This window comes from Corynebacterium sp. KPL4072 (assembly GCF_037908395.1).
GTDB lineage: Bacteria > Actinomycetota > Actinomycetes > Mycobacteriales > Mycobacteriaceae > Corynebacterium > Corynebacterium kefirresidentii.
On sequence record NZ_JBBMGE010000007.1, the window covers coordinates 13,285 to 38,077 of the forward strand.

23 protein-coding genes are annotated in these 24,793 nt (G+C 59.4%); 11 read left to right on the top strand and 12 right to left on the bottom strand.

Translation table 11 applies throughout. The annotated features are described in order from the left end of the window. Positions 1 to 33 precede the first annotated feature (33 nt). From WMP97_RS08305 to WMP97_RS08315, 3 genes are read left to right on the top strand one after another with little or no spacing between them, the layout of a single operon-like run. A complete protein-coding gene (locus WMP97_RS08305; RefSeq protein WP_023019974.1) occupies positions 34 to 528 on the top strand; it encodes an NUDIX domain-containing protein in 495 nt (164 codons plus the stop codon). Between the two features lie 29 nt (positions 529 to 557). Further along, on the top strand, positions 558 to 1,553 hold the full coding sequence (locus WMP97_RS08310) for an ABC transporter ATP-binding protein (protein WP_239208106.1): 996 nt from the start codon (positions 558 to 560) through the stop codon (positions 1,551 to 1,553). A gap of 6 nt (positions 1,554 to 1,559) precedes the next feature. After that, positions 1,560 to 2,339, top strand: coding sequence for an ABC transporter permease (locus WMP97_RS08315; protein WP_200288607.1), 780 nt, complete (start codon positions 1,560 to 1,562; stop codon positions 2,337 to 2,339). 132 nt (positions 2,340 to 2,471) lie between these two features. Here WMP97_RS08315 and cls read toward each other — a convergent pair whose 3' ends face one another. From cls to WMP97_RS08335, 4 genes are all read right to left on the bottom strand, one after another. Then, positions 2,472 to 3,935: a cardiolipin synthase gene (gene cls, locus WMP97_RS08320; RefSeq protein ID WP_200288608.1), complete on the bottom strand. Its 1,464-nt coding sequence runs from the start codon at positions 3,933 to 3,935 to the stop codon at positions 2,472 to 2,474. Then, entirely contained in the window at positions 3,936 to 4,745 is an 810-nt protein-coding gene (locus WMP97_RS08325) for an exodeoxyribonuclease III (protein ID WP_200288609.1), read from the bottom strand. Positions 4,746 to 4,834: 89 nt separating this feature from the next. Continuing rightward, positions 4,835 to 5,824, bottom strand: coding sequence for an N-acetylglutamate synthase, CG3035 family (locus tag WMP97_RS08330; protein ID WP_200288610.1), 990 nt, complete (start codon positions 5,822 to 5,824; stop codon positions 4,835 to 4,837). Beyond that, positions 5,824 to 6,447 carry a peptide deformylase gene (locus WMP97_RS08335; protein ID WP_023019968.1) on the bottom strand — a complete coding sequence of 208 codons (624 nt, stop codon included), beginning with the start codon at positions 6,445 to 6,447 and terminating at the stop codon, positions 5,824 to 5,826. Before WMP97_RS08335 ends, WMP97_RS08330 begins: the two co-directional genes overlap by 1 nt. Between WMP97_RS08335 and WMP97_RS08340 the strand changes: the two genes are divergently transcribed. The 3 genes from WMP97_RS08340 (at position 6,446) to WMP97_RS08350 (ending at position 8,865) form a co-directional block, all read left to right on the top strand. Beyond that, the gene (locus WMP97_RS08340) at positions 6,446 to 6,721 is read left to right on the top strand and encodes a DUF3263 domain-containing protein (RefSeq protein WP_086588240.1); all 276 of its coding nucleotides are present in this window, start codon (positions 6,446 to 6,448) and stop codon (positions 6,719 to 6,721) included. The two genes, WMP97_RS08335 and WMP97_RS08340, sit on opposite strands and share 2 nt — an antisense overlap. Before the next feature lie 23 nt (positions 6,722 to 6,744). After that, positions 6,745 to 7,548 (top strand): LytR C-terminal domain-containing protein, encoded by an 804-nt coding sequence (locus WMP97_RS08345; protein ID WP_284835472.1) that lies wholly within the window; start codon positions 6,745 to 6,747, stop codon positions 7,546 to 7,548. Positions 7,549 to 7,728: 180 nt separating this feature from the next. Next, complete coding sequence (locus WMP97_RS08350) at positions 7,729 to 8,865, top strand: glutamate--cysteine ligase (RefSeq protein WP_023019965.1); 1,137 nt, start codon at positions 7,729 to 7,731, stop codon at positions 8,863 to 8,865. 35 nt (positions 8,866 to 8,900) lie between these two features. Here the strand turns inward: WMP97_RS08350 and WMP97_RS08355 are convergent, their stop codons facing one another. The 8 genes from WMP97_RS08355 to WMP97_RS08390 form a co-directional block, all read right to left on the bottom strand. Beyond that, the gene (locus WMP97_RS08355; RefSeq protein ID WP_200288611.1) at positions 8,901 to 10,370 is read right to left on the bottom strand and encodes a glycosyltransferase 87 family protein; all 1,470 of its coding nucleotides are present in this window, start codon (positions 10,368 to 10,370) and stop codon (positions 8,901 to 8,903) included. 15 nt (positions 10,371 to 10,385) lie between these two features. Next, positions 10,386 to 10,766, bottom strand: coding sequence for a monovalent cation/H(+) antiporter subunit G (locus WMP97_RS08360; RefSeq protein ID WP_023019963.1), 381 nt, complete (start codon positions 10,764 to 10,766; stop codon positions 10,386 to 10,388). Next, the gene (locus WMP97_RS08365; RefSeq protein WP_023019962.1) at positions 10,763 to 11,038 is read right to left on the bottom strand and encodes a monovalent cation/H+ antiporter complex subunit F; all 276 of its coding nucleotides are present in this window, start codon (positions 11,036 to 11,038) and stop codon (positions 10,763 to 10,765) included. The genes WMP97_RS08360 and WMP97_RS08365 overlap by 4 nt, the downstream gene beginning before the upstream one ends. Then, complete coding sequence (locus WMP97_RS08370) at positions 11,038 to 11,565, bottom strand: Na+/H+ antiporter subunit E (RefSeq protein WP_023019961.1); 528 nt, start codon at positions 11,563 to 11,565, stop codon at positions 11,038 to 11,040. The genes WMP97_RS08365 and WMP97_RS08370 overlap by 1 nt, the downstream gene beginning before the upstream one ends. After that, on the bottom strand, positions 11,558 to 13,384 hold the full coding sequence (locus WMP97_RS08375; protein WP_023019960.1) for a Na+/H+ antiporter subunit D: 1,827 nt from the start codon (positions 13,382 to 13,384) through the stop codon (positions 11,558 to 11,560). Before WMP97_RS08375 ends, WMP97_RS08370 begins: the two co-directional genes overlap by 8 nt. After that, on the bottom strand, positions 13,377 to 13,877 hold the full coding sequence (locus WMP97_RS08380; RefSeq protein WP_200288613.1) for a Na(+)/H(+) antiporter subunit C: 501 nt from the start codon (positions 13,875 to 13,877) through the stop codon (positions 13,377 to 13,379). The genes WMP97_RS08375 and WMP97_RS08380 overlap by 8 nt, the downstream gene beginning before the upstream one ends. Then, on the bottom strand, positions 13,878 to 16,859 hold the full coding sequence (locus WMP97_RS08385; protein WP_200288614.1) for a Na+/H+ antiporter subunit A: 2,982 nt from the start codon (positions 16,857 to 16,859) through the stop codon (positions 13,878 to 13,880). Between the two features lie 330 nt (positions 16,860 to 17,189). Continuing rightward, complete coding sequence (locus WMP97_RS08390; RefSeq protein WP_239208098.1) at positions 17,190 to 18,557, bottom strand: M20/M25/M40 family metallo-hydrolase; 1,368 nt, start codon at positions 18,555 to 18,557, stop codon at positions 17,190 to 17,192. A gap of 228 nt (positions 18,558 to 18,785) precedes the next feature. Here WMP97_RS08390 and WMP97_RS08395 point away from each other — a divergent pair, with 228 nt between their 5' ends. The 5 genes from WMP97_RS08395 to ppk2 all read left to right on the top strand — a co-directional run bounded on the left by WMP97_RS08395 (position 18,786) and on the right by ppk2 (position 24,721). Then, positions 18,786 to 20,756: an OPT family oligopeptide transporter gene (locus tag WMP97_RS08395; RefSeq protein WP_239208097.1), complete on the top strand. Its 1,971-nt coding sequence runs from the start codon at positions 18,786 to 18,788 to the stop codon at positions 20,754 to 20,756. Positions 20,757 to 20,988: 232 nt separating this feature from the next. Further along, a complete protein-coding gene (gene groL / locus WMP97_RS08400) occupies positions 20,989 to 22,635 on the top strand; it encodes a chaperonin GroEL (protein WP_023019954.1) in 1,647 nt (548 codons plus the stop codon). A 662-nt stretch (positions 22,636 to 23,297) separates the two neighbouring features. After that, positions 23,298 to 23,471: a hypothetical protein gene (locus WMP97_RS08405; RefSeq protein WP_023019953.1), complete on the top strand. Its 174-nt coding sequence runs from the start codon at positions 23,298 to 23,300 to the stop codon at positions 23,469 to 23,471. 44 nt (positions 23,472 to 23,515) lie between these two features. After that, positions 23,516 to 23,650, top strand: a complete 135-nt coding sequence (locus tag WMP97_RS08410) for a hypothetical protein (RefSeq protein WP_023019952.1) — start codon at positions 23,516 to 23,518, stop codon at positions 23,648 to 23,650. A gap of 171 nt (positions 23,651 to 23,821) precedes the next feature. Continuing rightward, entirely contained in the window at positions 23,822 to 24,721 is a 900-nt protein-coding gene (ppk2, locus tag WMP97_RS08415; protein WP_023019951.1) for a polyphosphate kinase 2, read from the top strand. Positions 24,722 to 24,793 lie beyond the last annotated feature (72 nt).

Below are 24,793 nucleotides of genomic sequence, written 5' to 3' on the forward strand. Positions count from 1 at the left end.
CATATACCCGCGTGTGTGGCTAGGATAGGCAGCATGCATAATCCTCACAGTGGAGACGGCTGGGCGGCAGGTCCTGGCGGCATTCGGGTCTGGGGAAAATTCGGTGCCGCTGGCCTCTTTCTTGTTGCCGGGCGCAAGGTGCTTCTCCAACACCGTGCCGCGTGGACCAATCACGGCGATACATGGGGGATTCCGGGTGGCGCCCGTGATTTTACGGAGACGCCGACCCAGGCCGCGTTGCGCGAAACTCAGGAAGAATGCGCGATTGCGCCCCACGATGTAGAGGTACTCGATGCGCAAGTCACGGCCGGGCCTTATCCCGCAGCGGGGGATCTACCGGGGGAGTGGACCTATACCACCGTGCTCGCGCGCACGCGTACCGGTGTTCCGCTTCCTACTACAGCTAATGAAGAGTCCTATGAGCTGCGCTGGGTGCCTTTCGACGAGGTGGAGACCCTCCCATTATTGGCTGCCTTCCGCCGTTCCTTTCCCACCCTGCGGGAGAGTATGGAGGCATTGAACAGGTAAAGTTGCCAGATTTATGGCACTCTAGTGCCATGATCGAAGTAGAAGGACTGACTAAACAATATAAGTCTGTCCGCGCCGTTGATGATCTCACCTTTCAGGTAAAACCCGGCATGGTCACCGGGTTCCTAGGCCCCAATGGCGCGGGCAAATCCACCACCATGCGCATGATCCTCGGCTTGGATGCTCCTACGGCCGGCAAGGCGCGCATTAACGGCAAGCACTACCACGAGCTCAAGCAGCCCCTGCGTGAGGTGGGTGCCTTGCTCGATGCCAAGGCAGTGCACCGCAACCGCAGCGCCGCTAATCACCTGAAATGGATCGCACAGTCCAATGGCATTTCTACTTCCCGCGTTGACGAGGTCTTGGGGCTGGTAGGGCTTTCCGACGTCGCCGGTAAGAAAGTCGGCGGCTTCTCCCTCGGCATGGGCCAGCGCTTGGGCCTCGCCGGCGCACTGCTCGGTGACCCGGGCATCCTCATTTTGGACGAGCCGGTCAACGGCCTTGACCCGGAGGGCATTCGCTGGGTCCGCCAGCTGGTACGTGCCCTAGCCAAAGAGGGCCGCACCATTTTGATTTCTTCCCACCTGCTGTCGGAGATGTCCCAAACCGCAGATCACCTCGTGGTCATTGGTAAGGGCCGCTTGGTAGCGGACCAGCCCACCTATGACTTTGTGAAGGACCACTCGGAGTCCTCCGTGCTGGTGCGCTCCGATCACCTCGATGCCTTTGGCTCTGCTCTGCGCGCCGAGGGAATCTCCTTTACCGAGTCCACCGACGAGGAAGGCCGCCCCCGCTTGGTGATTGCCAACCAGACCACGGATTTCGTGGGCCAGCTGGCGTACTCCACCGGTGTGCCGCTTAATGAGCTAAGCCTCAAGAGCGCCTCCCTAGAGGACGCTTTCATGGAGCTTACTGGCGACGCCGTCCAGTACCACGGCTCCACTGGTGCCCCCACCGCCGGCGGTGCTACTGCCGGTGCCGGTGCTGCCACTCCGTTCGCTCGACCCACCCAGCAGGAGGTTTAAGTCGCCATGCTGAATACTTTGAAGTCCGAATGGACCAAGCTGCACACCACCCGCTCCTTCTGGTGGACCACCTTTATCTTCCTCTTCTTTGCGTGGGGTTGGGCCATCCTCAATGCCCGCCTGACAAAACCGGCAGAAACCCCCGAGGATGCAGCGTTTGGTATGGGTGTTATCACCCCGGATGGCGCGGTGTCTTTTCTTTTGGCCCTCGGCCTGCCCGTGCTCATGATCCAAGCCATTATGATCGTGACCACCGAGTACCGCTTTGGTACGCAGACCATCACGTACATGGCTACCCCGCGTCGCTGGTCGGTGGCCTTGGTCAAACTGCTCATGTACGCGGTCATCGCGGCCGCGCTCAGCTTCATCGCGGTGGCCGGTTCCTACTTGCTTACCGAGCTTTTTGCCTACGATGAGGTAGCCGCGCAATTCCAGCCTTGGGACGATGAGATGGGGCAGAAGCAGCTGTGGAAGTACCCACTGGCAGCGGCTCTTATCGTCCTTTTCTCCCAGGGGCTCGGCCTGTTATTGCGCTCTACCGCCGGCTCCGTGGCCATCGGGTTGATCCTCTTCCTTGGTTTGGACGGTTTCGTGTCTATGATCCCCAAGGTGGGCGGGAAGCTGGTGAACTACATGCCATTTAGCGCGTTTCAGTCGTGGCTAATGGATCAAACTCCCGCAGATGCTCCGTGGAAGGAATCCTGGGGATTTGGGCTGGTATTCCTCGCTTGGGCTCTCCTTTTGTGGGTCCTAGGCGTCATCGTCCTGCAAAAGCGCGACGCCTAAGCACCTTTAAAGCTTAAGCATTCCATTGCTTAGGCGCTTTACCGCCCCGGCCGGCAGCTCATTCGCTGCTCACCGGGGCGGTGTCTTGTTTCCGGACCGTTTTCGCTGCAGTCGTGATGGTCCGGGTGCGCTTTACTGCAGCGCGGAGGTAAGGCGCATGACATTATCCACGTAGCGGCGGATAAAGCCGCGCTCATTCCATTCCTCCAAAGTTAGCTCGTGGCACACGGCGCGGTAATTGGCTACGAGCTGGTTGAACTGATCAATGAGGTCTCCCTTGGCCACCAGCATGGTGGACTCATAGTTAAGGCCAAAGGAACGCGGGTCCATATTGGAGGAGCCGAACATACACAGCGGATCGTGGCCGGGATCGTCCGGGTCGGTGATAATGAACTTGGAGTGAAGCACAAAGGGGTAGGGGAATTGGTAGATGTGTACGCCGGCCTCTAGCAGGGCCTGGTAGTAGGAGGACTGGGCATGGTTGACCATAAATTGGTCCGCCTTTGCCGATACATAAAGCTCCACATCCACGCCGCGGTAGCAAGCGGTGGTCACGGCCTCTAGCAGGGACTCATCCGGGACAAAGTAGGGCGAGCACAAAACTAGCCGGTCCTTGGCGTGGTGAACCAGGGAGTTGAACATGCGCAGGTTTGGCTCAGTGGTATAACCAGGGCCGGAGGGGATTATTTGGAGGTGATTGGCGTCGGCAGTCTGGGCGTCGTCATAAGGCAGCTCATCGAGCGGAAGATTCTCGTCTGCCTCCAGGTACCAATCCACGGCGAAGACCGCGGACATAGAAGTCACAATTGGCCCAGACAGCTCCACCATGTAGTCGATCCAGTAGCGGTCCTTGGTTTTGTACTGGCGCTTAATCATATTTAGCGAGCCGATAAAGCCGACCTTGCCATCGATGATCACCAGCTTGCGGTGGTTGCGCAGGTCCGGACGCCGGAAACGGCCCTTGTGAATCTGGATAGGCAGCATGAGATGCCAGTCCACGCCTATCTCTGTCAGCTGCTTGCCCAGCTTGAAATAGCCCTTGTACTTAAAACTGCCGATCTGATCCAGCAGCAGCCGCACCTTCACGCCGCGGGCGGTAGCCCTGCGCAGGGACTCGAAGAAGACGTCCGTGACCTCGTCCCAAGACTGGATGTAGATCTCGATGGACACGTACTTCTCGGCGCGGTCAATGGCGGCGGCGATGGCGCGAATGGACTCGTCATAATCCGCGTGCAGACCCAGGTTGTGGCCCACCAACGCTGGGAAACCGGTCAGCTCGCGGTTGAGCCGGATGACCGACTCTGTTTCCGCCGAAAGGATACCCTGCGGGTGGTCCGGGGTGCGGGCCGTGACGTTTTCAATCTTCTCATTGGCCTCTTGCTGGATGCGGTGGCGGCGCCGGTTGATATACGGCGAGCCCATGAGCAAAAACAGCGGCAGCCCAATAAACGGCAGCACCAGAATTGCCAGCAGCCACGCGGTGGAGCTGGACGGGCGGCGGCCTTCGGGCACGAAGCCGACGGCAATAATCTTGATGCCGTAATCCAGGATTAGGAATAAAAGCTGCCAGAAGCTGAGATCAAGCGACCAAGACATTTATCGCACGGAATCGAAATCGGGCAGATCGAAATCTGCGAGAAGTGGGCAGTGATCGGAAGTTTTATCGCCGGCGCGCTCAACCAGGTCTACCTGTGCGCCGGTTACGTGCTGGGCAAGTGGGGCGGAAGCCAACTGGAAATCGATGCGCATGCCTTCGTTCTTTTGGAAGCGCATGCCCTTGTAATCGAAGTATGTATAGCGCTGGTCCTCCGTGAACCGGCGGGTGACCTCCTCGAGCCCGGACTCTTCCAGCATCTGGAATGCGGCGCGCTCTGGCTCGGTGACATGCGTCTTACCGCGGAAGGCTTCGATGTCCCATACGTCTTCATCGCGCGGAGCAATATTGAAATCACCGGTCAAAAGAAGTTTAGACTGCGCATTGTTTTCCGCATAGTGTGCCAGGTGATAGAGAAAGTCCAGCTTGTAGTCATAGTGGCGGTCCGTGATCTCGCGGCCGTTGGGCACGTAGAGGGACCACATTTCTACGCCACGGATGCGGGCCCCTAGCGCTCGGGCCTCCCGCTCTTGTGGTTTATCCGGATCCTTGGCAAAGCCGGGTTGGCCTGGAAAACCCACAAAGACCTCCTCGGGCGCATCTGTGGATACGATGGCCACGCCGTTCCACTGGTTGAGCCCGTGGCACGTGACGTGCAGACCCGCTTCCTCGAAGGACTCGCGTGGAAACTTATCGTCTTTCACCTTAGTTTCCTGCAGACACAAAACGTCGATGTCGTGCTTGGAGATAAGGTCCAGCGCCCGCTGTGTGCGGGTACGAACGGAGTTAATATTCCACGTGGCGATGCGCATGCCACATACAGTACCTGCCCGCTGCAGCGAGGTCAGCGGGCAGTCCCATAAGGCTCACCACCCAGTCCGAAAGGGCGCTGCCGCGGGGCCTAGCCCCGCAGGCGGGCGTAGATGCGGCGGTGTTGCTCAATGAAGCCGAGCTTTTCAGCAAGCCGCACGCCCGCGGTATCGGAGGCCGGAACGGTGAGGTAGGCATGCTCCGCGCCATTGTCGCGGCCCCAGCGCAGCAGATGCTGGCCTAGCAGAGTGCCGAATCCGCGGCGGCGGGAGTTCGCAGCTAGCTCCACATTAGAAAGGCCCAGCCACGCGGTGCCATCGCCGGATTCGCTAATGGCACCGCGGGCAATGGCGACGGTTTCGCCTTCGAGCGCTAGGCGGCCAAAGCCAAGTGTGCCCTCGATGGGGGCGCTCAGGTGCTTCAGTGCCTGAGGCGAAAGGGTTCCGCTGCGGGAGTGATACATCTCCAGCCACTTGTCATCGGGGTGGTCTTCGATGTGGACGGTGGGGGAAGCAGAGGGGGCTTCGGCAAGCGCGGGCAGACCGCGCAAGACCATAGCGAGCGTTTCTGGTTCGGTTTCCCACGCGGCGTCGGCAAGCAGGCGCTCGGCGGGTTTGCCAATGCGCTCTGGAACCAATAGGCGCACCGGCAGGTCGCGGCGGGCGAAGAAGTCCTTAATCTCTTCCATCGGCACCGGGGTGAAGCCGGCCGAAGGGCCCAAAGGCACAGCCGAATTGGAGCTGCCGGTAGCCCCGTCGCCGGCGCGCAGGAGCCAAGAACCATCGCTAGTCCAGGCGTGCTCCCCGCCGGGGAAAGCCGCGGCCGCCGCAACCTCCACGGCGCGGATATCGGAATTGCGGACCATGCGCGGGGAGAGCCGCTTGATGATTTTCAGCTGTTCCGGCGGGATCTCTACCGCATCCAGGTCAGAGGGGAAACCACCGACCTCCTGCGGGCGGATAACCAGCGGATTGAGGCTCAGCACGTGCCCGATGACGTCGCTATGCACGCCGCCGAAATCGCGCCGGGCCACCACGCGCTCGCCCACCTGGACGGCATCGGAGCGGAAAATACGTGACATTAGTCGTCGTGGCCGAAGGGATCGGCGTCCTCGCCCGGTACCCAGGAATAACCCGGCTCGGTCCACCCATTGCGTTTGATGGCCTTTTTGGCCTGGCGCTTATAGCGGCCGATGAGGGTATCGGTGTACAGGAAGCCATCGAGGTGGCCGGTCTCGTGCTGCAGGCAGCGGGCGAAGAAGCCATAGCCTTCGACGGAGATGTCGTTGCCGTTTTCGTCCTTGCCGGTCACGCGTGCCCAGTCGGCGCGGCCGGTGGGAAAGCCCTCGCCTGGAACGGAGAGGCAGCCTTCGTCATCGGAGCCGTCGTCAGCCGGCATGGTCTCCGGAATTTCAGAGGTCTCCAACACGGGGTTAATAACGCAGCCCTTGCGCATGCCTGCCTTTTCGGACGGCAGCTCGGTGCCATTGGGTCCGTCCGTATCAGGGCAGTGGTAGACAAAGAGGCGCTTGCCAATTCCTACCTGGTTTGCGGCTAGGCCCACGCCATGGGCGGCATCCATGGTTTCATACATGTCCGCGATGAGTTGCTGCATTTCCGGGGTGGAAATTTCGGATTCTTCCACCGGTTGGGTGGGGTTGTGAAGCACGGGCTCGCCGTGGATAACGATGGGGCGAATAGTCATGCCTTACAGTTTAGGCATGAACCCCTTGTCTGACCTAGACGCCGCCATTTTGGACTTTGAAGAAACCGCGCCGCGCAGCATCGGCCGCAAGGAAGAGGCCATCCGCGCGCAACTGGATATCTCCCCGGTGCGCTACCATCAGCGCCTTAACCTGCTTCTCGACGCCCCCGCGGCCGCCCAATCCCACCCGCTCCTAGTCGCCCGGCTGCGCCGCGTGCGCGAGGAGAGAGAAAACACGCGGCGCGCCGCGCGGGGAAATACCCCTTTTAGTTAATTCTGGGTACTAGTGTTGCGTATGTGACTAATGTGAATCCGGAAAAATCGACCGACAAGGTACCCGACGAAACCCGCGCCGGCTCCGCTGCCGGTGCGTCCGCTTCCCGTGCCGCTAAGCGCCCCGCTGGTGGCGGCGCGCACGCTAAAAAGGGCGGACTCCCGCTGCGCGGCCTGGCGATGGTCCTCATCGCGGTGGCCGTCATGCTCGGCCTCTGGGCTTTGTACTCCATAACCTCGGGCGACGATGATTCCACCGTGGCCTCCGAGAGCAAGCAAGAAAACTCCACCGGTTCCACCATTGGTGCCGCACCCGAAGGCTCCGCTGGTCCCGATGCCGCAGGTTCCCGTGCCCCCGGTGCCCCAGGCGCTTCCGAGGGCGCAAGCGCTCCTTCCCCTGCACCGGCGCCAGGAAAGGGCGATGCCCCACGTGATTCGGCTGCTTCCGGTGCTGCCGACGAGGCTGCTGCGCCTCAGGGCAATGACGCTGCAGGAGAGGAAAACGCCCACTCCGCCGCGCGCGACCGCAAAGATATTAAGGTCAGCGTCCTCAATAACTCCGGTGAGGTAGACAAAGCCAAGAAGGAAGCCGATTCCCTCAAAGGCGGCGGCTTCAAGGTGGGCTACGTGGGCAACCTGCCTGGCGATGTCCTTACCGTCCCGAAGACCACCGTCTTCTACCCGGAAGGCGATACCTCTGCTGAAGCACTGGCCAAAGAGGTAGCCGCTCGCTATCAGGCCGATATCGCGCCCATGAATCGCGACCTGCCTAAGGAAGCAACCGATGACGGCGCCGTCGTTGTCGCCCTAGCGGTGCCGCAGGCCTAAGCTAGCTGCGTACCTGACCTAAAGTCCAAGGGCATCCGGCCACAAAGAAACTTTATTGTTCTGTGGCCGGATGCCCTTGGACTTTTATGATCTGAGATATTGCCTACCCGCACGGCCGCCGCTGAGAATGGGTTAAATAAAATTCACGTCTTAATACCTGTCAGCCGTTAAGCTGAATGGGTGAAGATCCCGGCAGAACAATTCGCCCGCTCTCCCGAACCAACGCTAGGTGTGGAATGGGAGGTAGCGCTCGTGGACCGCGAAACGCGCGACCTCGTCCCGCGCGGTGCGGAACTTATCGATCTGGCCAATGCGACCTATCCCGATATCCATCTGGAAAAGGAATTTCTCCAAAATACGGTGGAGCTAGTTACAGGCATTTGCCACACCGTTCCGGAAGCAATCGCTGACCTGAAAAATTCCCTGAACGCGGTGGAAGAAGCCGCCGATAAGCTGGGGGTAGATGTCTGGGCATCCGGTGGGCACCCATTTACGGATTTCCGCGAGAATCCGCTTTCGGATAAACCCAGCTATCAAGAAATCATCGCGCGCACCCAGTACTGGGGCAAGCAGATGTTGCTTTGGGGCACGCACGTGCACGTGGGCATTAGCCACGAGGACCGCGTGTGGCCCATCATCAATGCGCTAATGACCAAGTACCCCCACTTGCTGGCCTTATCAGCGTGCTCGCCGGGGTGGGAGGGCCTGGATACCGGCTATGCTTCCAACCGCACCATGCTCTACCAGCAGCTGCCTACCGCAGGCATGCCATATCAATTCCGCGATTGGGCCGAGTGGCAGTCCTATATGCGCGACCAAGCGATTTCCGGCGTTATCAACCACACCGGCTCCATGCACTTTGATATTCGGCCGGCCGCCAAGTGGGGCACGGTGGAGGTGCGCGTGAGCGATGCGACGTCGAATCTGCGCGAGCTTTCCGCCATCGTTGCGCTTACTCACTGCTTGGTGGTCTACTACGACCGGCTTATCGACGCCGCGGAACCCCTTCCCACCCTGCAGCCCTGGCACGTGGCAGAAAATAAGTGGCGCGGCGCCCGCTACGGCATGGATGCGCTGGTAATTACCTCCCGCGAGACCGATGAAGCCTGGGTCAAAGACGAGCTAGCGCAGATGGTGGAAGAACTCGCCCCCATCGCCCGCGAGCTGGGATGCTTTAATGAGCTGCAGCTTATCCACGAAATTATTGATGGCGGCGCCGGCTATGAGCGGCAGCGCCGCTTGTTCAAAGAAACTGGCAGCTGGCGCGAGGTGGTTGAGGAGACCTGCCGCGAGCTGCGCACCTTCCGCCCGCTCTAAAGCGGGAGGGCAGGGGGCCGGTAGCCGCCTCGGGCTTAGTCCTCGGAGCGCGAGTGGCGCCCATAAGCCGGGGTATCGGGGATATCGGTGATGTCCTGGGACGCGGGGAAAGCGCGCGTTTCGGGACCCACCGCGGGCATTTCTGCCGTTTCATCGCTGATAGTGCGCGCTGCCCGTGAATGACCACCACGGGTCGTAGACTCGGTGTTCACTGAATGCGCCGGATGGGCCGCGGTCGTGGTGGCAGCAGGTTGCGCGGCAGCGGGCTGCTGGGGGCTACCAGGGGTGGTCGTTTCCTTGGCCGGTTGGGTGCCAGGGATAAATCCCCACACCGCGTAGAAGGCGATATAGATAACGCCGGCGCCGGTAAAGGCCAACATGCCCCAGGGCTGCAGATCCCAGTGGTTGAGCGAGCGGCTAGCAGCAGACAACCACACGGCTGCGGAAATGAACGGCATGGTTACCGCACACATGGCCAGCACCGATACAAAGCCAGCAAGCTGTGCGCCGAGGAAACCGTGCAAGCGCCTGCCCAGCGCCTGGTTAACGGAAACCAGTACGACGACGGCCAAAGGCACCGTCCATACCCAGTGGTGATACCAGGAGAAGGGGGAGACCAAGCAGGAACTGATACCGGCGAGCGCAAGCGCGGCCGAGTTATTACGGTGCTTCATCGCGGTACGCAGCGCCAAGCAGGTCAGAATAAAGACCACGACCACGGCGGCAAGCCATACCCAGCCGCCGTCGATGCCCCATGCGCGGACCATCACGGAGCGGATGGACTGCGCACCTGGGTTAGTGTGCTCGCCCACGCGGGAGGATTTAAAGATGGCATCGGTCCAGAATTCGGCGGCATCCGGGATGGTTACAAAGCCAATGGCAACGGTTACCGCGAACGTCAAGATGGCGATAATCGCCTGCCACCAGCGTTTTTGGAAGAGCAGAACCAGTCCCATATAAGCGGGGGTAAGTTTCATACCCGCAGCCAAACCGATGCCGATGCCCGGCAGGGCCCGCTTGCGCGGGAGGAGGTCCAAGGCAACCAGCAACATCAAAAAGATGTTGATCTGGCCAAAGAATAGGGTGCCGTGCACCGGTTCATTTGCCGGGGTGCAGCACAAAAGCAAGATGCCCAATAACCACATTGCCGGGGAGAGCTTGAGCCCGCGCTCGCGCAGAACCAGCATGATGACCGTAAACAGGGCAAGGGCGGTGCCGCCTTGCCAAAGGAGGATCAAAGGGTCGTCGGCAAGCGAGGAAAGCCACGTGAAAAGAGTGCCGGAAAAGGGCGGATAGGTAAAAGGCAGGTCACCAATATAGGCGTTATCGTACAAGTTTGCGCCCTGCGCTACCTCACCACCGGCGAGCCAATAAATCTTCAGATCTAGCGGAACGCGCCACACAAAGGCGCTATTGCCATCGTAGATGCTGAAGCGATAGACAATGACGCCGATGAGGGCGGCGAGCAAAGTCACCACAGTGGGAAGCCCATAAAGCTTTTTCACGGTGAAAAGCGTCTCCTACTTGCGGCGCAGCGACTTCGCGGCGGGGCGGTCGTTGCGGGACATGGTTTCCTCGGTGCCGTATAGGCCCTCACGGCGTGCAATACGTGAGGTGCGCTGCGCGGTTACCGGGCTAGTGAACATGGCAAACAGTACCAGCAAAATGAGCATTCCTAAATCCCCCCGCTCGGCCACGCTGAAGGATTCCGCGCCCGTGAGGCGGATGATCGCGCCCAGGATGGTGAGGATAAGACCGGTGGTCTGCGGCTTGCTCACCGCGTGTACGCGCGACATTGTGTCTTTGAATCGAGCGATACCGATGGCTGCGGCCAAGGTGAGGAGGCTGCCGCTAATAATGAGGATGAGCGAGAGTACATCAGCGATAAAGGACCAGCTCATTGGTTATCCCTCTTCCTAAACCTTGTAACCGACACGGTAGAGATAAAACCCAAGAGCGCAATGACCAGCATGGCCGAGGCCACCGTGGTGTTGAGCGACCAGCACATGTAGGTAGCAAGCGCGCACTGGAACATCGCGGTAAAGCCATCCATACCCACCAAACGGTCCAGCGAATTAGGCCCGGTGATAATGCGCCAGACGGTAATGAGGAAGGAGACGACCAGCAGCGCGGCGGCCACCAGCAAAATCGCATTGTAGATCTGAGGATCCATTAGGGGTGGCTCCTTTCAAAGATTTCGATGAATGAGACCTCCATACGGGCCACGGCATTGATCTCGCGCTGGATTTGCTCCTCATCGTGGGCATCTAAGATGTGGACGGTGAGCATGCGGTTAGCAATATCAATATCGGTTACCGTGCCACCCGGTTGCAGGTTGTACAGCGTCACCGCCAAAGAGATGGCAAACTCATTATCCAAGCGCATGGGCAGCTCCAAGATGGCGGTCTTGGGCACCGGCTGCGGGCGCACGGCCAGCCATCCCACCTTGAGCGAGGCGTAGAACAACTCCCAGAACCAGCGGAGCATAAAAGCAATGAGCTTGCCCCAGGAGACGTCGATGCCGGTAATCGGCATGGCCGGCAGCGGTAGGGCAAAGACAATAACGACGCCGATGATAAGTCCCGCCACCAAGTTTCCCACGGTGACCTCGCCCATCAGCATGCACCACATGATGATGAGCCAGACGATGAACCACGGACGGAAGCGGTGGTGCAGGCCGGAAAAGCGCGAGTTAGTCATCGCTAATATCCTTCCTCTTGGCGGCGTCCGGGGACTTTACGGTGGTGGAATGCGCATCGCGTCCACCGGCTTCTGGATCGGTGCGGGAATCCAGGCCCGGCGAGGCCGGGGGCTCCGCCTCAGGAGAGTGGCTGCGCCTATTTTCATAGGAATCAGCGCCGCCGGTGTAGCGCTCCTTCTGGTTGAGGTGGCGGGTGGGATCATCCGCGCGGTCGCCCAGCACGGCGTACTGGTAGATGGACGTATCCTGCGCGGATTCGGCCGCGCGCGAGGTTACACCGGAAATCGGTCCGGCCAGGAAAGTAATGGACGTAGACGCGGCCACCAGCAGGGTCGTAGAGGCGATCATGCCAAAGGGCACCCTGCCCACATCCTGGCGGGAGGAAAATTCCACCTCATCGGTGATATCGGAAAGCGGGGCCGGGCGGGCGAGCGCCACGTTGCCTTCAGGGGCATCGGCGCGGTCGCGTTGAAAGCCCTTAGCCCACACCAGCATCATCACGTAGAGGGTAAGCAGGGAGGTAGCCACGGCTCCAACGATAAGTACCCAGGCCATCCAGGATCCTTCATTCGCACCGGCTTGCAGCAAAATGACCTTGCCCAGGAAACCGGAGAACGGCGGGATGCCGCCCAGGTTGATGGCGGGGATGAAATACAAGATTCCGATGAGCGGGGCGGAATACATCAGCGAGCCCAAACGGCGCAGCGAAGATGTTCCGGCTTGGCGCTCAACCAGTCCGACCACCAGAAATAGCGCAGTCTGGACCAGAATGTGGTGTACGGCGTAGAAGATGGCGCCAGAAAGCCCCTGCGCGGTACCCAAAGAGACGCCGAAGATCATATAACCAATGTGGCTGACCAGGGTAAAAGACAAAAGGCGCTTAATATCGGATTGCGCGATGGCGCCCAAAATACCCACCAGCATCGTGGCGAGGGCTACCCACATGAGCACGGTATCGAGCCCACCCGCAGTAAAGACGGAGGTGCGGGCGCGGATGATGGCGTAGACACCCACCTTGGTCAGCAGGCCGGCAAAGACGGCCGTAACCAGCGAAGGTGCCGTGGGATAGGAGTCCGGCAGCCAGGCATCCAGCGGGACCACGGCGGCCTTAATGCCAAAGGCGACGAGCAACGTGGCAAAGATAGCGGTGCGAGTTCCTTCCGGAATGTCCTGCATGCGCTGGCCAATCTGTGCCATGTTCATCGTGCCCACGGAGGAATACACATACCCCAACGCGAGCAAGAAGATCATGGATGAGGCCATCGACACCATCACGTAGCCCACGCCGGCGCGCACTCGACCAGCCGAGGCACCTAAGGTCAACAGCACATAGGACGCCACGAGGAAGACCTCGAAGCCCACGTAGAGGTTGAAGAGATCGCCCGCCAAAAAGGAGATATTAACGCCCATGGTCAGCAGCATGTAGGTGGGCAAGAAGACGGCCACCGGTTCGTCCTTGGTGCCGTCGCGAACGCCCTGAGAAATGGCGTACCAAATGACAGAAAACAGCACCACGGAGGACGTAAAGAGCATGACCGCAGAGAGGCGATCCGCCACGAGCGTGATACCCACCGGGGCGTCCCAGCCTCCTACCTGCAGGGTTTGGATGCCTTCAAAATCTGCGATGAGGATGAGTACGGCATTGACCACGGCGGTAATGAGCAGTGAGAAAAATACGATCTGGCGCTGCACATTGGGAATGCGGCAAAAGATCAAGGCGAGGGCCGCGGCCACTGCTGGGATGATAATGGGCAGCGGAATGAGGTAGCCGATGTAGGGAAAGAGGGCATCGACAAGCGGCTGTACGGTCTCACTCATCGCGGGCCCCCTTTACTGGTTCCTCGAAGGATGCAGGGCCGAAGTTATCGCCTTGCTTGGTGGCGCGGCCGGTAGCCGGATCATTGGACGCATCGTGGTCCGGGCTGGCGGCCGCATTGCCGGGGCGCGCGGCCTTGGCGGCAATAGCGGTATCTTCCGCGTCATCTTCAATGACATCATCCGTGCGGTAGCGGTACTGGCGGTAGGCCAGGGTAAGGATGAAGGCCGTCAGCGCCATGGAAATGACGATGGCAGTCAGAATCATTGCTTGTGCCAGCGGATCTGCAATCTCGGTGCCGAAAGGTTCCGAGTCGCGGCCATCGATAGGCGGAGAACCGGCCGAACCGCCGGACTGCAGCAGGAAGAGGTTTGCGCCATTGCCCAAAAGCAGCAGTCCAAGCAGCATTTTGGTCATGGCGCGGTCCAGGAGCAGGTAGACGCCCGCGGCTACGAGCACACCGGCGGCCAAGAGGAGGAAGAGGTTGGCTTCCATTTATTTCTCCTTCCCTGTGGTGGCGGTTGTGCTTGCTGTAGCGGCTTGTTTCTTTTCCTTGCGTTGGGCCCGTTGCGCTTTTTGCTTGGCGGTGCGTTGGCGCTGCTGCCGGGCCAGCGAGCGGGCGCGATCGCGGGCACGTTGCTTACGCATATCCTCTTCTTCATCCAGCTTGGCGCCCAAGGAATTTAGGATGTAGAGCGTGAGCCCCACGACGATGAGGTAGACACCTGCGTCAAAGACCAACGCTGAAGGTAGCGAAACCTTGCCGATGAGCGGAATCTCCGGTGAGGTGTATCCGCTGGTAAGCGGCGGGTGACCAAAGAACATCGGGGTCACCGTGGCTAGTGCGGACAGCAAGAGACCGGTGCCCATGGTGCGGCCGGCGTCAATAGGCAGGGTTTCTTCCAGCTCCGCGCGCCCACCAGCCAGGTAACGCAGGATGAGTGCTAGCGCTGCCACGAGGCCGCCGGCAAAGCCACCGCCAGGAGCATTGTGGCCGGAGAAGAAGAAATAGAAGGACAGTGCGACCATGGACGGGAAGAGCACGCGGGTGGAGACATCGATCATCAGCGAGCGGTTGAGTGCTTGCTCAGATTCCACCCCGGCGGCCAGCCACCGCCGGCCGGTAACCCGCAGGGTGGGGCGGCGGCTTTCACGGCCGAAAGATTGGGTGCGATAAATCAGCGAGACCACGCCCAGTGCGGCAATGATAATCACCGTGATTTCGCCAAAGGTATCCCAGGCGCGCAGGTCCACCAGCAAGACGTTGACAGTATTGGCACCGTGTCCAATCTCTTTGGCCAGATCCGGCATGAACTCGGAGATGGGCTTGGACTGACGCGCGTTAATAGCAAACATCGCTACTACGGTGACGGTAAGACCCGTGCCCACGGAAAGCCAGGCACGCAGGCGGCCCATCTTGGGGTCCTGCTTCCATTCGGTGGAGGCCGGCATGCGGCGCAGAACCAGCATGAAAAGAACCATCACGATGGTCTCGGTCAACAGCTGCGTCAGCGCCAAGTCCGGCGCACCGTGCAGAGCGAAGATGAAGGCGAGCGTATAGCCAGTCACCCCGACGATGATGACGGCTGATAAACGATTATCGGTGACCGTGGCAGCCACGGCGGCCACCATGATGATGAAGGCGGCGACGATCTGCCAAGGATTTTCCGCCACTATCATGCGGATATCAGTGAGATCGCCTTTGATGATCATAGCCAGTGGCAGCAGCATCAACGTGGCAAAGATAACCGTCAAGTTCAGCTGCAGGGAGCCGCGCTGCGTGGTTGCCGTCGTGCGCAGCGAGAGCTGGCGCAAAAGAGCGATGACCGAATCGTAGGCGTCATCCGCATTGCCCAGTGCGGGGTAGGAGAATTGCCACTTGACCAGGACCTGGCGTTGCCAGTGCATAATAATACCGGCCACAATAATGAGTGCGGAGAGGCCCAGCGCCACCGTCAAGCCATGCCACAGGGCTAGCTCGCTATGCTCCTCCGGGCCGAAGGTGGAATTGAGGTGTTGGTCAAAGGCTGCCGAAAGCGGCTTGGGGAATACACCAAGTACCACTGTCAGGACGGTAAGTAAGACAGGGGAGAGCCATAGCCCCAGGTTGACCGGATGCATCTTGGCGACGGCCTCTGCCAGCTCCGTTCCATTGACCTCCTTCTTGGTGGCAAAGGCACCCCACAAAAAGCGCAGCGTATAGGCCATCGTGAGGATAGAACCGAGGACATAGGCCACAAGCATCATATTGCGCGGCATGCCGGCCAAGAGCTCTTCGTGCATGGTGGCTTCCAGCACGGCCTCTTTAGCCACGAAGCCAAACAGTGGTGGGACGCCGGCCATGGAGAACCCGGAAATGATCGCAATACCGAAAAGGAAGGGCTCCTTGCGCCCCAAGCCGGATAGCTTGGTGATATCCCTCGTGCCCGAGCAGTGATCGATAGCTCCGACGACCATAAAAAGCGCCGCCTTAAATAGCGAGTGCGCAAAGGTCAGCGCGAGGCCGGCCTGCATGGCTTCCCGCGAGCCTACGGCCATGATGGAGGTGATAAAACCCAACTGGGAGACGGTGCCATAGGCCAAAATCAGCTTCAGGTCGCGCTGTTTGAGCGCCATCCAGCCACCGAGCAGCATGGTAAATACGCCTAAGGAGATAACCACCACGTGCCAGGTTGCCACCTCATACATCGAGGGCGCCAAGCGCCCGACGAGGTAGATGCCGGCCTTAACCATCGCGGCGGAGTGGAGATAAGCGGAGACCGGAGTCGGCGCCGCCATCGCGCCGGGGAGCCAAAAGTGTGCCGGTACGATTGCGGACTTTGTCAGCGCGCCCGCCAAGATGAGCACGATGGCCACCGTGACATAGGGTGTTTGCGCAAAGTTCTCATAGGCGGAGATATCACTAAAGGTCCACGCCCCAGTTTGCCGCCCGAGCAAGATAAAGCCCATGAGCATGGTTAGCCCGCCCAGCGCGGTGACCATCAGCGCCTGCTGGGCCGCGCGGCGGGAGGAGGCTCGTTCCGCATAGTAGCTAACCAAGAGATAAGACAGCAGGGAGGTAATCTCCCAGAACACGTACATCAGCAGGAAATTATCCGCGGCCACTAGACCAAACATGGCGGTGGCGAAGCCCACCATTTGCGCCGCGAACATGGCCAAGCGGCGTCGCGTGCCGTCGAAGTAGCCCCAGCAGTAGATCAATACCAGCGCGCCCATGCCCAAGATGATGAGGCTAAACAGCGCGCCTAGTCCGTCTAAGCGGAGGTCAAAACTTAGGTTCGCGGAGGGCATCCATTCCACGGTATGCTCAACCGCGCCACCGTCTGCGAAGGTGCCGCGCAGAAAGTGCATGAGCGTCCACACAAAGCCTGCGCCGGGGACTAGGGCCAAAATTCCAAATGCCGGGCGACCCATTCGCATGATGAGCAGCGGTGCCACCACGGTGGCGGCGATGAGAGTACCTAGGAGTATTAGCACGTTGGTTACTGCGCTCCTTTTGGTTGTATCGCGTTCTCTTGCCCCGCTGCCGCGAACACCACGAGCATCACAACTACTGAGAGACGAGAACATTCACGAGCCGCACGCCGCTGAGTACGCCGCGGTGGCATAGTGCAAGCAACATGGCCGAGCGCGGGGCCAACTTTTTGCCACTTTACCGGCTTTTCTACGGCTTTGAAAGAACTATTTTTGGCGCTGTATTATATGCTGCTGTTTTGCGGCATAAAGAAACCCCGCTCCGTGGGGAGCGGGGTACGCCGCAGTGCCGCGGCAATAGCCAGGACCCAGGCTGGGCCAGGGGCGCAAGCCTTAGGAGTAGCGCTGCAGGAAGAGTGCCTCGGCTGCGGCAATATTTTCGATCTCGGTGGGATCCACCGACTCATTGGCGGAGTGAATGGTGCACTTGGGCTCCTCCACACCGTAGAGGGCGATCTCCGCGTTAGGATGCGCCTCTTGCAGCTCGGTGGTTAGCGGAATGGAACCGCCCATGCCCTGAGCGGCGGTCTCTGCGTTATAGGCCTCGGAAAGGCATTCGCCTAGCAGGGCAGCGGCTGGCTTTTCCGGATCGGTGGCAAAGCCGGCATTGGACTCGAGCACCTCGGCCTTGACGTGGGCGCCCCAAGGGGTGTGGCTGCGGAGGTGCGCACAGACGGCGTCGGCAATCGCGGCGGCATCGGCGCCAGCCGGAACGCGCAGGTTGAGCTGGGCGGAAGCGGTAGCGGGCACGGCGTTGACTGCTTCTGCAACCGGGGTAGAGGTAAAGCCGGTCACGGTAATGGCTGGGCGGGACCAGACCATATTCGCCACCGGGGTGGCGCCAGCCGGGTCATCTTCGCCCATGATCTTGGTGCCCTCCAGCAGCTGTGCATCGGCACGGAAGGCCTCGGCCGAGTATTCCTGGCCGGACCACTCGGCGGTGGTATCTACGCCATCGATAACGGTGCGGCCGTACTCATCGGATAGGGAGTCGATGGCGCGCATCAGGGCTTTGGCGGCGTCCGGGGCCGCGCCACCAAATTGGCCGGAGTGAACGCCGGCGGCCAGCGTATCGACCTGCACACCAATCTGCGCGCCGCCGCGTAGGGAAGTGGTCAAGGTCGGCTGGCCTACGGCGGAGTTGCCGGCATCGGCGATGAGGATGGCATCGGCCGCAAAAAGCTCCGGGCGGTCCTTGATGAGCTGGGAAAGGCCCTCGCCGCCGCGTTCCTCAGAACCCTCGATGAGGTACTTCAGGTTGACCTTGGTGCCGCCGTTATTGTCCACCGCGCGCAGGGCCGCTAGGTGCATGGCCACGTTGCCCTTGCAATCGGCGGCGCCGCGGCCGTACCAACGAGTAGAGCCATCGGCGGCCTGGCGCTCAGTAAGGGTAAAAGGATCAGAATCCCACGCTTCGCGGTTGCCCGCCGGTACTACGTCATAGTGGGAGTAAAGCAGGACGGTTTTGGCCCCCTCGTCGCCCTTGCGCTCGCCCAAGATGGCGGTGGAGCCATCGGCCGTGGTGATGGTTTCCACGCTCACTCCGGCTTCTTCGAGTGCGGACTTAACCCACTGGCTCGCGCCCTTGGTCTGGTCCTCCAAGCCTTCCTCATTGTGGACGGAGTTGAAGGCTACGAGCTCGCTGAGCTGGCGGAAAATGGTCTCGCGGTCGTTGCGGATGCTTTCATTAAGTGCAGTCATGTGTACTACCGTACCCGCCCTGCCCAAGCTATAGAGCAACCGGAATAGGAAAACGCTGGGGTGGTGAACTAAAATTTATTCATTCCACCCTGTGCGGATTTTGTCCGTTCGGACCCTATTCCGGCGAGGAATCGGGGCCAAACAGACAGGAACGGACGTGGCAGGCTGCGGTTTGTTACGCGGGGTGAAACGAGAAACTTTCATAGCCGAGAATAGAAAGGACCTGGCATGGCGAACGCATCATCCGCCGCAGGTTCCAAGGCCACCCTGCCCGAGCTGACTCTGCGCGGCATTATCATCGGCGGCCTGATTACCCTCATCTTCACCGCTGCCAACGTGTACCTAGGCCTGAAGGTGGGCTTGACCTTTGCTACCTCCATCCCCGCTGCCGTGATTTCCATGGCAGTCTTGCGCCATTTCAAAGGTCATAACATTAAAGAAAATAATATTGTCCAGACCATCGCCTCTGCTGCGGGCACCTTGTCCGCCATCATCTTCGTCCTCCCGGGCCTAGTGATGGTGGGGTACTGGCAGGGCTTCGGCTTCCTGCAGACGGCCGGTGTGTGCATCATCGGCGGCGTGCTGGGCGTGATGTATTCCATCCCGTTGCGCCGCGCTTTGGTAACAGGCTCCGATCTGCCCTACCCGGAGGGCGTGGCCGCGGCCGAGGTCCTCAAGGTGGGCGATGAAAATGCTTCCGGCGCCAGCCAGGAAGAAAATGCCAAGGGTCTGCGCATCATCGTCGCCGGCGGTATTACCTCGGCCGTCATGGCGCTGCTGACCGCAATGAAGGCGGCCGCCTCTGAGGTCACCGCCTATTTCAAACTCGGCGCCGGCGCGACCACCCTGGGCACGAGCCTTTCTACCGCCCTTATCGGCGTGGGCCACTTGGTGGGCCTGCCGGTGGGCATCGCCATGCTGGTTGGCGTAGTGATTTCCTATTTCATCTTGCTGCCCATTTTCACCACCGGTGATATTTCGGGCGCCACCGCTCTTGCCGACGTCGTCGATACCACCTTCTCCGATGATATCCGCTTCATCGGCGTGGGCACCATGGCCATTGCCGCTATCTGGACCCTGCTGAAGATTGCCGGGCCCATTGCGCTGGGTATCCGCCAGTCGCTAGCCTCCTCGCGCGCCCGTAAGTCCGGTTCCGCCGTGGATGTGACCGAGCGAGATATTCCCTTCCCCTATGTTGCCACCACCATCGTGGCGTTTATGGTGCCCATCGCGCTGCTGCTGTGGGACTTCGTGCAGGGTACCGATATCCATGACCATATGGCCGTGCTCATTACCGTCTCCGTGCTCTTTACGTTGCTGGTAGGCCTCATTATCGCCTCTGTGTGCGGCTACATGGCGGGCCTGATTGGTGCGTCTAACTCGCCGATTTCCTCCATCGGTATCATTGCCGTGCTTGCTGCCTCGCTGCTCATCGCCGCCGTTACCCGCGGCACCAGCGCTGATCCTTTGTCCTTGGTGGCGTATACGCTCTTTACCGCGGCCATTGTCTTTGGTATTGCCACCATTTCCAATGACAACCTGCAGGACCTGAAGACCGGCGCACTCGTTGGCGCTACCCCGTGGAAGCAGCAGGTAGCGCTCATTATCGGCGTGGTCTTCGGCTCCCTAGTCATCCCGCCGATTTTGCAGGTCATGCTCAACGGTTTCGGTTTCCAAGGCATGGAGGGTGCGGGCGAAGACGCCTTGGCCGCCCCACAGGCCGCCTTGATGTCTTCGGTTGCCTCCGGCATCTTCGATAGCTCGCTGGATTGGGACCTTATCTTTATCGGCATGGCCATCGGCGCTGTCCTCATTATTATTGACGAGCTCCTGCGCAAGTTCACCGATAAGTACTCATTGTCCCCGCTGGCAGCTGGCATGGGTATGTACCTGCCGGCCGCGCTGACCATCGTCATCCCCATCGGCGCCATCCTGGGCACTTTCTACGATAAGTGGGCCGCGAAGCAATCCCGCCCCGAGTTTGCCAAGCGCATGGGAACCCTCCTGGCTACCGGCTTGATCGTGGGTGAGTCCCTCTTTGGCGTGGTCAATGCCGGCATCATCGCCGCCGCTGGCGGCGAGAGCCCGCTGGAAATCTTTGAGGGTGGTGCCTCCGCCACCGTGGTAGGCGTGATCCTCTTCATTATCGCGCTAACGTTCATCTACCGCTGGACCAAGCGCACGGTGAAGAGCTCCTAGTTCCTGATCCATTCCTTATATAATGGCGTCCCTTCGCGGGGGCGCCATTTTTTCTTGCAGTCGCGATGGGAGAGTGCCAGAATAGTCGTTAGCACTCGCACAGTATGAGTGCCAGATAAATCTACATCGTTGTGGTTGAGGTTGGTTCACACTCACCAGCCATGCCGTCGCGGGCGTCCGCAGCGAGAAAGACGTGAGTGTCGTCCTCAATAAACCAAGGAGCACAAACACAATGGCAAAGATTATCGCTTTTGATGAAGAGGCCCGCCGCGGCCTTGAGCGCGGCCTGAACACGCTGGCCGACGCCGTCAAGGTCACCCTCGGCCCTAAGGGCCGCAACGTCGTCCTGGAAAAGTCCTGGGGCGCGCCGACCATTACCAACGATGGTGTTTCTATCGCTCGCGAAATCGAGCTCGAGGATGCTTATGAGAAGATCGGCGCCGAGCTGGTCAAGGAAGTAGCTAAGAAGACCGATGACGTCGCTGGCGACGGCACCACCACCGCAACCGTGCTGGCACAGGCTCTGGTACGCGAGGGTCTGCGCAACGTAGCCGCAGGTTCCAACCCTATGGGCATCAAGCGCGGCATCGAGACCGCAACCAAGAAGGTTGTGGACTCCCTGCTGTCTTCCGCCAAGGAAGTAGAAACCCAGGAGCAGATTGCTACCACCGCTGGCATCTCCGCTGCTGACCCGGCCATCGGCGAGAAGATCGCCGAGGCTATGTACACCGTGGGCAACGGCTCCGTAAACAAGGACTCCGTTATCACCGTGGAAGAGTCCAATACCTTCGGTGTTGACCTCGAGGTAACCGAGGGCATGCGCTTTGACAAGGGCTACATCTCCGGCTACTTCGCTACCGATATGGAGCGCCAGGAGGCAGTCCTGGAGGACCCATATATCCTGCTGGTCTCTTCCAAGATCTCCAATATCAAGGACCTCGTTCCGCTGTTGGAGAAGGTCATGCAGTCCGGCAAGCCGCTGCTGATCATCGCCGAGGACGTTGAGGGCGAGGCCCTGTCCACCCTCGTGGTGAACAAGATCCGCGGCACCTTCAAGTCCGTTGCCGTTAAGGCTCCTGGCTTCGGCGATCGCCGCAAGGCCACCCTGCAGGACATGGCCATCCTCACTGGCGGCCAGGTCATCTCCGAAGAGGTCGGCCTCTCCCTCGAGACCGCCGAGCTCGAGTACCTGGGCCAGGCACGCAAGGTCGTTGTCACCAAGGATGAGACCACCATCGTTCAGGGTGCTGGCTCCCAGGAGCAGATCGACGGCCGCATCAAGCAGATTCGCGCTGAGATCGAAAGCTCCGATTCCGATTACGACCGTGAGAAGCTCCAGGAGCGCCTGGCTAAGCTCTCCGGCGGCGTTGCCGTCCTTAAGGTCGGCGCCGCTACCGAGGTCGAGCTCAAGGAGCGCAAGCACCGCATCGAGGATGCAGTCCGCAACGCAAAGGCTGCCGTGGAAGAAGGCATCGTTGCCGGCGGTGGCGTAGCCCTGCTGCAGGCTGCTTCCGTCCTGGATTCCCTGGATGACCTCAAGGGCGATGAGGCTACCGGCGTCAAGATCGTCCGCGAGGCCCTGTCCGCACCGCTGAAGCAGATCGCACACAACGCTGGTCTGGAGCCGGGCGTTGTTGCTGACAAGGTTTCCTCCCTGCCAGCAGGCGAGGGCCTGAACGCTGCTACCGGTGAGTACGTCAACCTCATGGAGGCTGGCATCAATGACCCGGTCAAGGTCACCCGCTCCGCACTGCAGAACGCTGCTTCCATTGCAGCTCTGTTCCTGACCACCGAGGCCGTCGTTGCCGACAAGCCTGAGCCGGCCGGAGCCAACAACGGCATGCCGGACGCTGACGCCATGGGCGGCATGGGCTTCTAACGCCCTATACCCCATAGGCCGCCAATAACAACGGGCCTAGCATCAGCCTGAGCGCCCCGTTTCTGTGCTTTAGAGCGCATGAAACGGGGCGCTTCGGCGTGTCTGCACCATTTTCTTTAAGTGATGCGATATGTGAACGCTGCGTCTTTACGAGATGACTTTCCGAATGTGCTCGTCATAGTCGGTTTCAATTGGGGCTGGAGATCGGAGAGCTTTTGGGAAATTCACCGCGCTATATGGCTCGCGATTCTCCGCCACAGCTTTTAACATGCGAACCATGCACCCCAGTGACCCCGTATAGGGGTAGCTGAAGGGGCGGAATTTAAAAAGGTTTTTCGCTCTCGGAGAGTGGGTTTTGCGCCTACCTATCGTTCGTTACTCCGGAAGCGTTACAGTGTTAAGCCTGAGCTAACCTAGCTATTTAAAGCGTAATGTAAAAGCCCAGTTTAGTAGCCTTTCAGTTAAGGTAAAAAATTTTAATGCCTCCAAAAGCCATAAACTTATCCTTATCAAGTTGCCTGCGTGATGGGGCATCTATGCAAATTTGACTTGATTTCGTTCAAACTTGTGTCAAAATATCTTTTGTGACGCCCGCTGAGGGTGTCTGCAAACTGCAAACCCCTCCGCGGCAGTAGCTTCGGATCTATTTTAGGAGTTCAAACATGGATCTCTCCACCATTCAGATGCACTTGGATAACTTCGTAACTACCTGGGAAGGCTGGGGCAAGATTGTTCAGGGCATCCAGGACTGGAAAGGCGTCGCTGAAGGATTTGAGGCCCTGAAGGAAGCTTTCGAGACTTTCGGTAACGGCTTGGAAGAACTGAGCTCCAAGTAAGCAAGACCTTTCCATCAACCAACCTTCAATAAGGAGACACTAAAATGCAGGAACTTTCCTCCAACTTCGGCAGCTTCGTAGAATTGAGCAGCAATTTGTTCAACTCTATCCACGAGGTTCTTTCTCCGCTGCTGTCCATTGCTGAAGGCGCTTCCAAGCTGATCGGCATGTTCGTATAAGAACATCCTCCAGTTCTAAGCTTTAAAGCTCACTGAAGCAAGAAGGTCTACCGTCTCGGTAGGCCTTCTTTTCGTTTTGGTGGCTGTTTAGGGAAGGGATAACTTCTTAGGGAAGGGATAACTTCGAAAGTTTAACGCGCTTGCTGTCTATATTCGGGTTACACTTAATGCATGGCTGATATTAAAGACGACGATCTTCCCGAGATTGACCTGGCAAAAACAGACGGCTACGTCGTCGACGGAACCGATGAGGATGACCCTTCGCTGATCATGCCGGATGGTTCCCCGGTCCAGACTTGGCGTGAAAATTACCCCTACGATGAACGCATGACTCGCGATGAGTACGAGTCCGTTAAGCGTGCGCTGCAGATTGAATTGCTGAAGTGGCAGAACTGGACCAAGGAAACTGGTCAGCGTCATATTATTATCTTTGAGGGGCGCGACGCAGCCGGTAAAGGCGGCACTATCAAGCGCTTTAACGAACACCTGAACCCGCGCGGTGCCCGCACAGTGGCATTGGAAAAGCCGTCGCCGCGTGAGTCCACCTCGTGGTACTTCCAGCGTTACATCGAGCATTTCCCGGCCGGTGGTGAAATCGTCTTCTTTGACCGCTCTTGGTATAACCGTTCCGGGGTGGAGCGGGTTATGGGCTTTTGTACCGAAAGTCAGCACGCGGAATTCCTTCGCGAGGTTCCGATGCTGGAGAATATGATTCTGGGCTCGGGTATCTCCCTGACCAAGCTGTGGTTCTCGGTTACTCGTAAGGAGCAGCGCACTCGCTTCGCTATTCGCCAGATTGACCCAGTGCGCCAGTGGAAATTGTCCCCGATGGACTTGGCCTCGCTGGATAAGTGGGACGACTACACCCGTGCTAAGGAAGAGCAGTTCCGTTATACGGATACGGAAGAGTCGCCGTGGATTACCATTAAGTCCAACGACAAGAAGCGTGCCCGCATTAACGCTATGCGCTATGTACTGTCCAAGTTCGAGTATACGAACAAGGATCACGAGCTGGTGGGCGAGGTTGATGAGAATATTGTTAAGCGTGGTCGCGACCAGATTGGTGACTAAGCTTTAGCTGGATTAGCCATCACGACGGCGGGAAACTCGGAAACTTCGAGTTTCCCGCTTTTTGTATTAAGG

What these genes read in the sequence shown, in the direction of transcription:
- WMP97_RS08305 (WP_023019974.1), top strand. Translation starts at nt 34, where the DNA reads ATGCATAATCCTCACAGTGGAGACGGCTGGGCGGCAGGTCCTGGCGGC.
- WMP97_RS08310 (WP_239208106.1), top strand. Translation starts at nt 558, where the DNA reads ATGATCGAAGTAGAAGGACTGACTAAACAATATAAGTCTGTCCGCGCC.
- WMP97_RS08315 (WP_200288607.1), top strand. Translation starts at nt 1,560, where the DNA reads ATGCTGAATACTTTGAAGTCCGAATGGACCAAGCTGCACACCACCCGC.
- cls (WP_200288608.1), bottom strand. Translation starts at nt 3,935, where the DNA reads ATGTCTTGGTCGCTTGATCTCAGCTTCTGGCAGCTTTTATTCCTAATC.
- WMP97_RS08325 (WP_200288609.1), bottom strand. Translation starts at nt 4,745, where the DNA reads ATGCGCATCGCCACGTGGAATATTAACTCCGTTCGTACCCGCACACAG.
- WMP97_RS08330 (WP_200288610.1), bottom strand. Translation starts at nt 5,824, where the DNA reads ATGTCACGTATTTTCCGCTCCGATGCCGTCCAGGTGGGCGAGCGCGTG.
- WMP97_RS08340 (WP_086588240.1), top strand. Translation starts at nt 6,446, where the DNA reads ATGCCTTACAGTTTAGGCATGAACCCCTTGTCTGACCTAGACGCCGCC.
- WMP97_RS08335 (WP_023019968.1), bottom strand. Translation starts at nt 6,447, where the DNA reads ATGACTATTCGCCCCATCGTTATCCACGGCGAGCCCGTGCTTCACAAC.
- WMP97_RS08360 (WP_023019963.1), bottom strand. Translation starts at nt 10,766, where the DNA reads ATGAGCTGGTCCTTTATCGCTGATGTACTCTCGCTCATCCTCATTATT.
- WMP97_RS08365 (WP_023019962.1), bottom strand. Translation starts at nt 11,038, where the DNA reads ATGGATCCTCAGATCTACAATGCGATTTTGCTGGTGGCCGCCGCGCTG.
- WMP97_RS08370 (WP_023019961.1), bottom strand. Translation starts at nt 11,565, where the DNA reads ATGACTAACTCGCGCTTTTCCGGCCTGCACCACCGCTTCCGTCCGTGG.
- WMP97_RS08375 (WP_023019960.1), bottom strand. Translation starts at nt 13,384, where the DNA reads ATGAGTGAGACCGTACAGCCGCTTGTCGATGCCCTCTTTCCCTACATC.
- WMP97_RS08380 (WP_200288613.1), bottom strand. Translation starts at nt 13,877, where the DNA reads ATGGAAGCCAACCTCTTCCTCCTCTTGGCCGCCGGTGTGCTCGTAGCC.
- WMP97_RS08390 (WP_239208098.1), bottom strand. Translation starts at nt 18,557, where the DNA reads ATGACTGCACTTAATGAAAGCATCCGCAACGACCGCGAGACCATTTTC.
- WMP97_RS08395 (WP_239208097.1), top strand. Translation starts at nt 18,786, where the DNA reads ATGGCGAACGCATCATCCGCCGCAGGTTCCAAGGCCACCCTGCCCGAG.
- groL (WP_023019954.1), top strand. Translation starts at nt 20,989, where the DNA reads ATGGCAAAGATTATCGCTTTTGATGAAGAGGCCCGCCGCGGCCTTGAG.
- WMP97_RS08405 (WP_023019953.1), top strand. Translation starts at nt 23,298, where the DNA reads ATGGATCTCTCCACCATTCAGATGCACTTGGATAACTTCGTAACTACC.
- WMP97_RS08410 (WP_023019952.1), top strand. Translation starts at nt 23,516, where the DNA reads ATGCAGGAACTTTCCTCCAACTTCGGCAGCTTCGTAGAATTGAGCAGC.
- ppk2 (WP_023019951.1), top strand. Translation starts at nt 23,822, where the DNA reads ATGGCTGATATTAAAGACGACGATCTTCCCGAGATTGACCTGGCAAAA.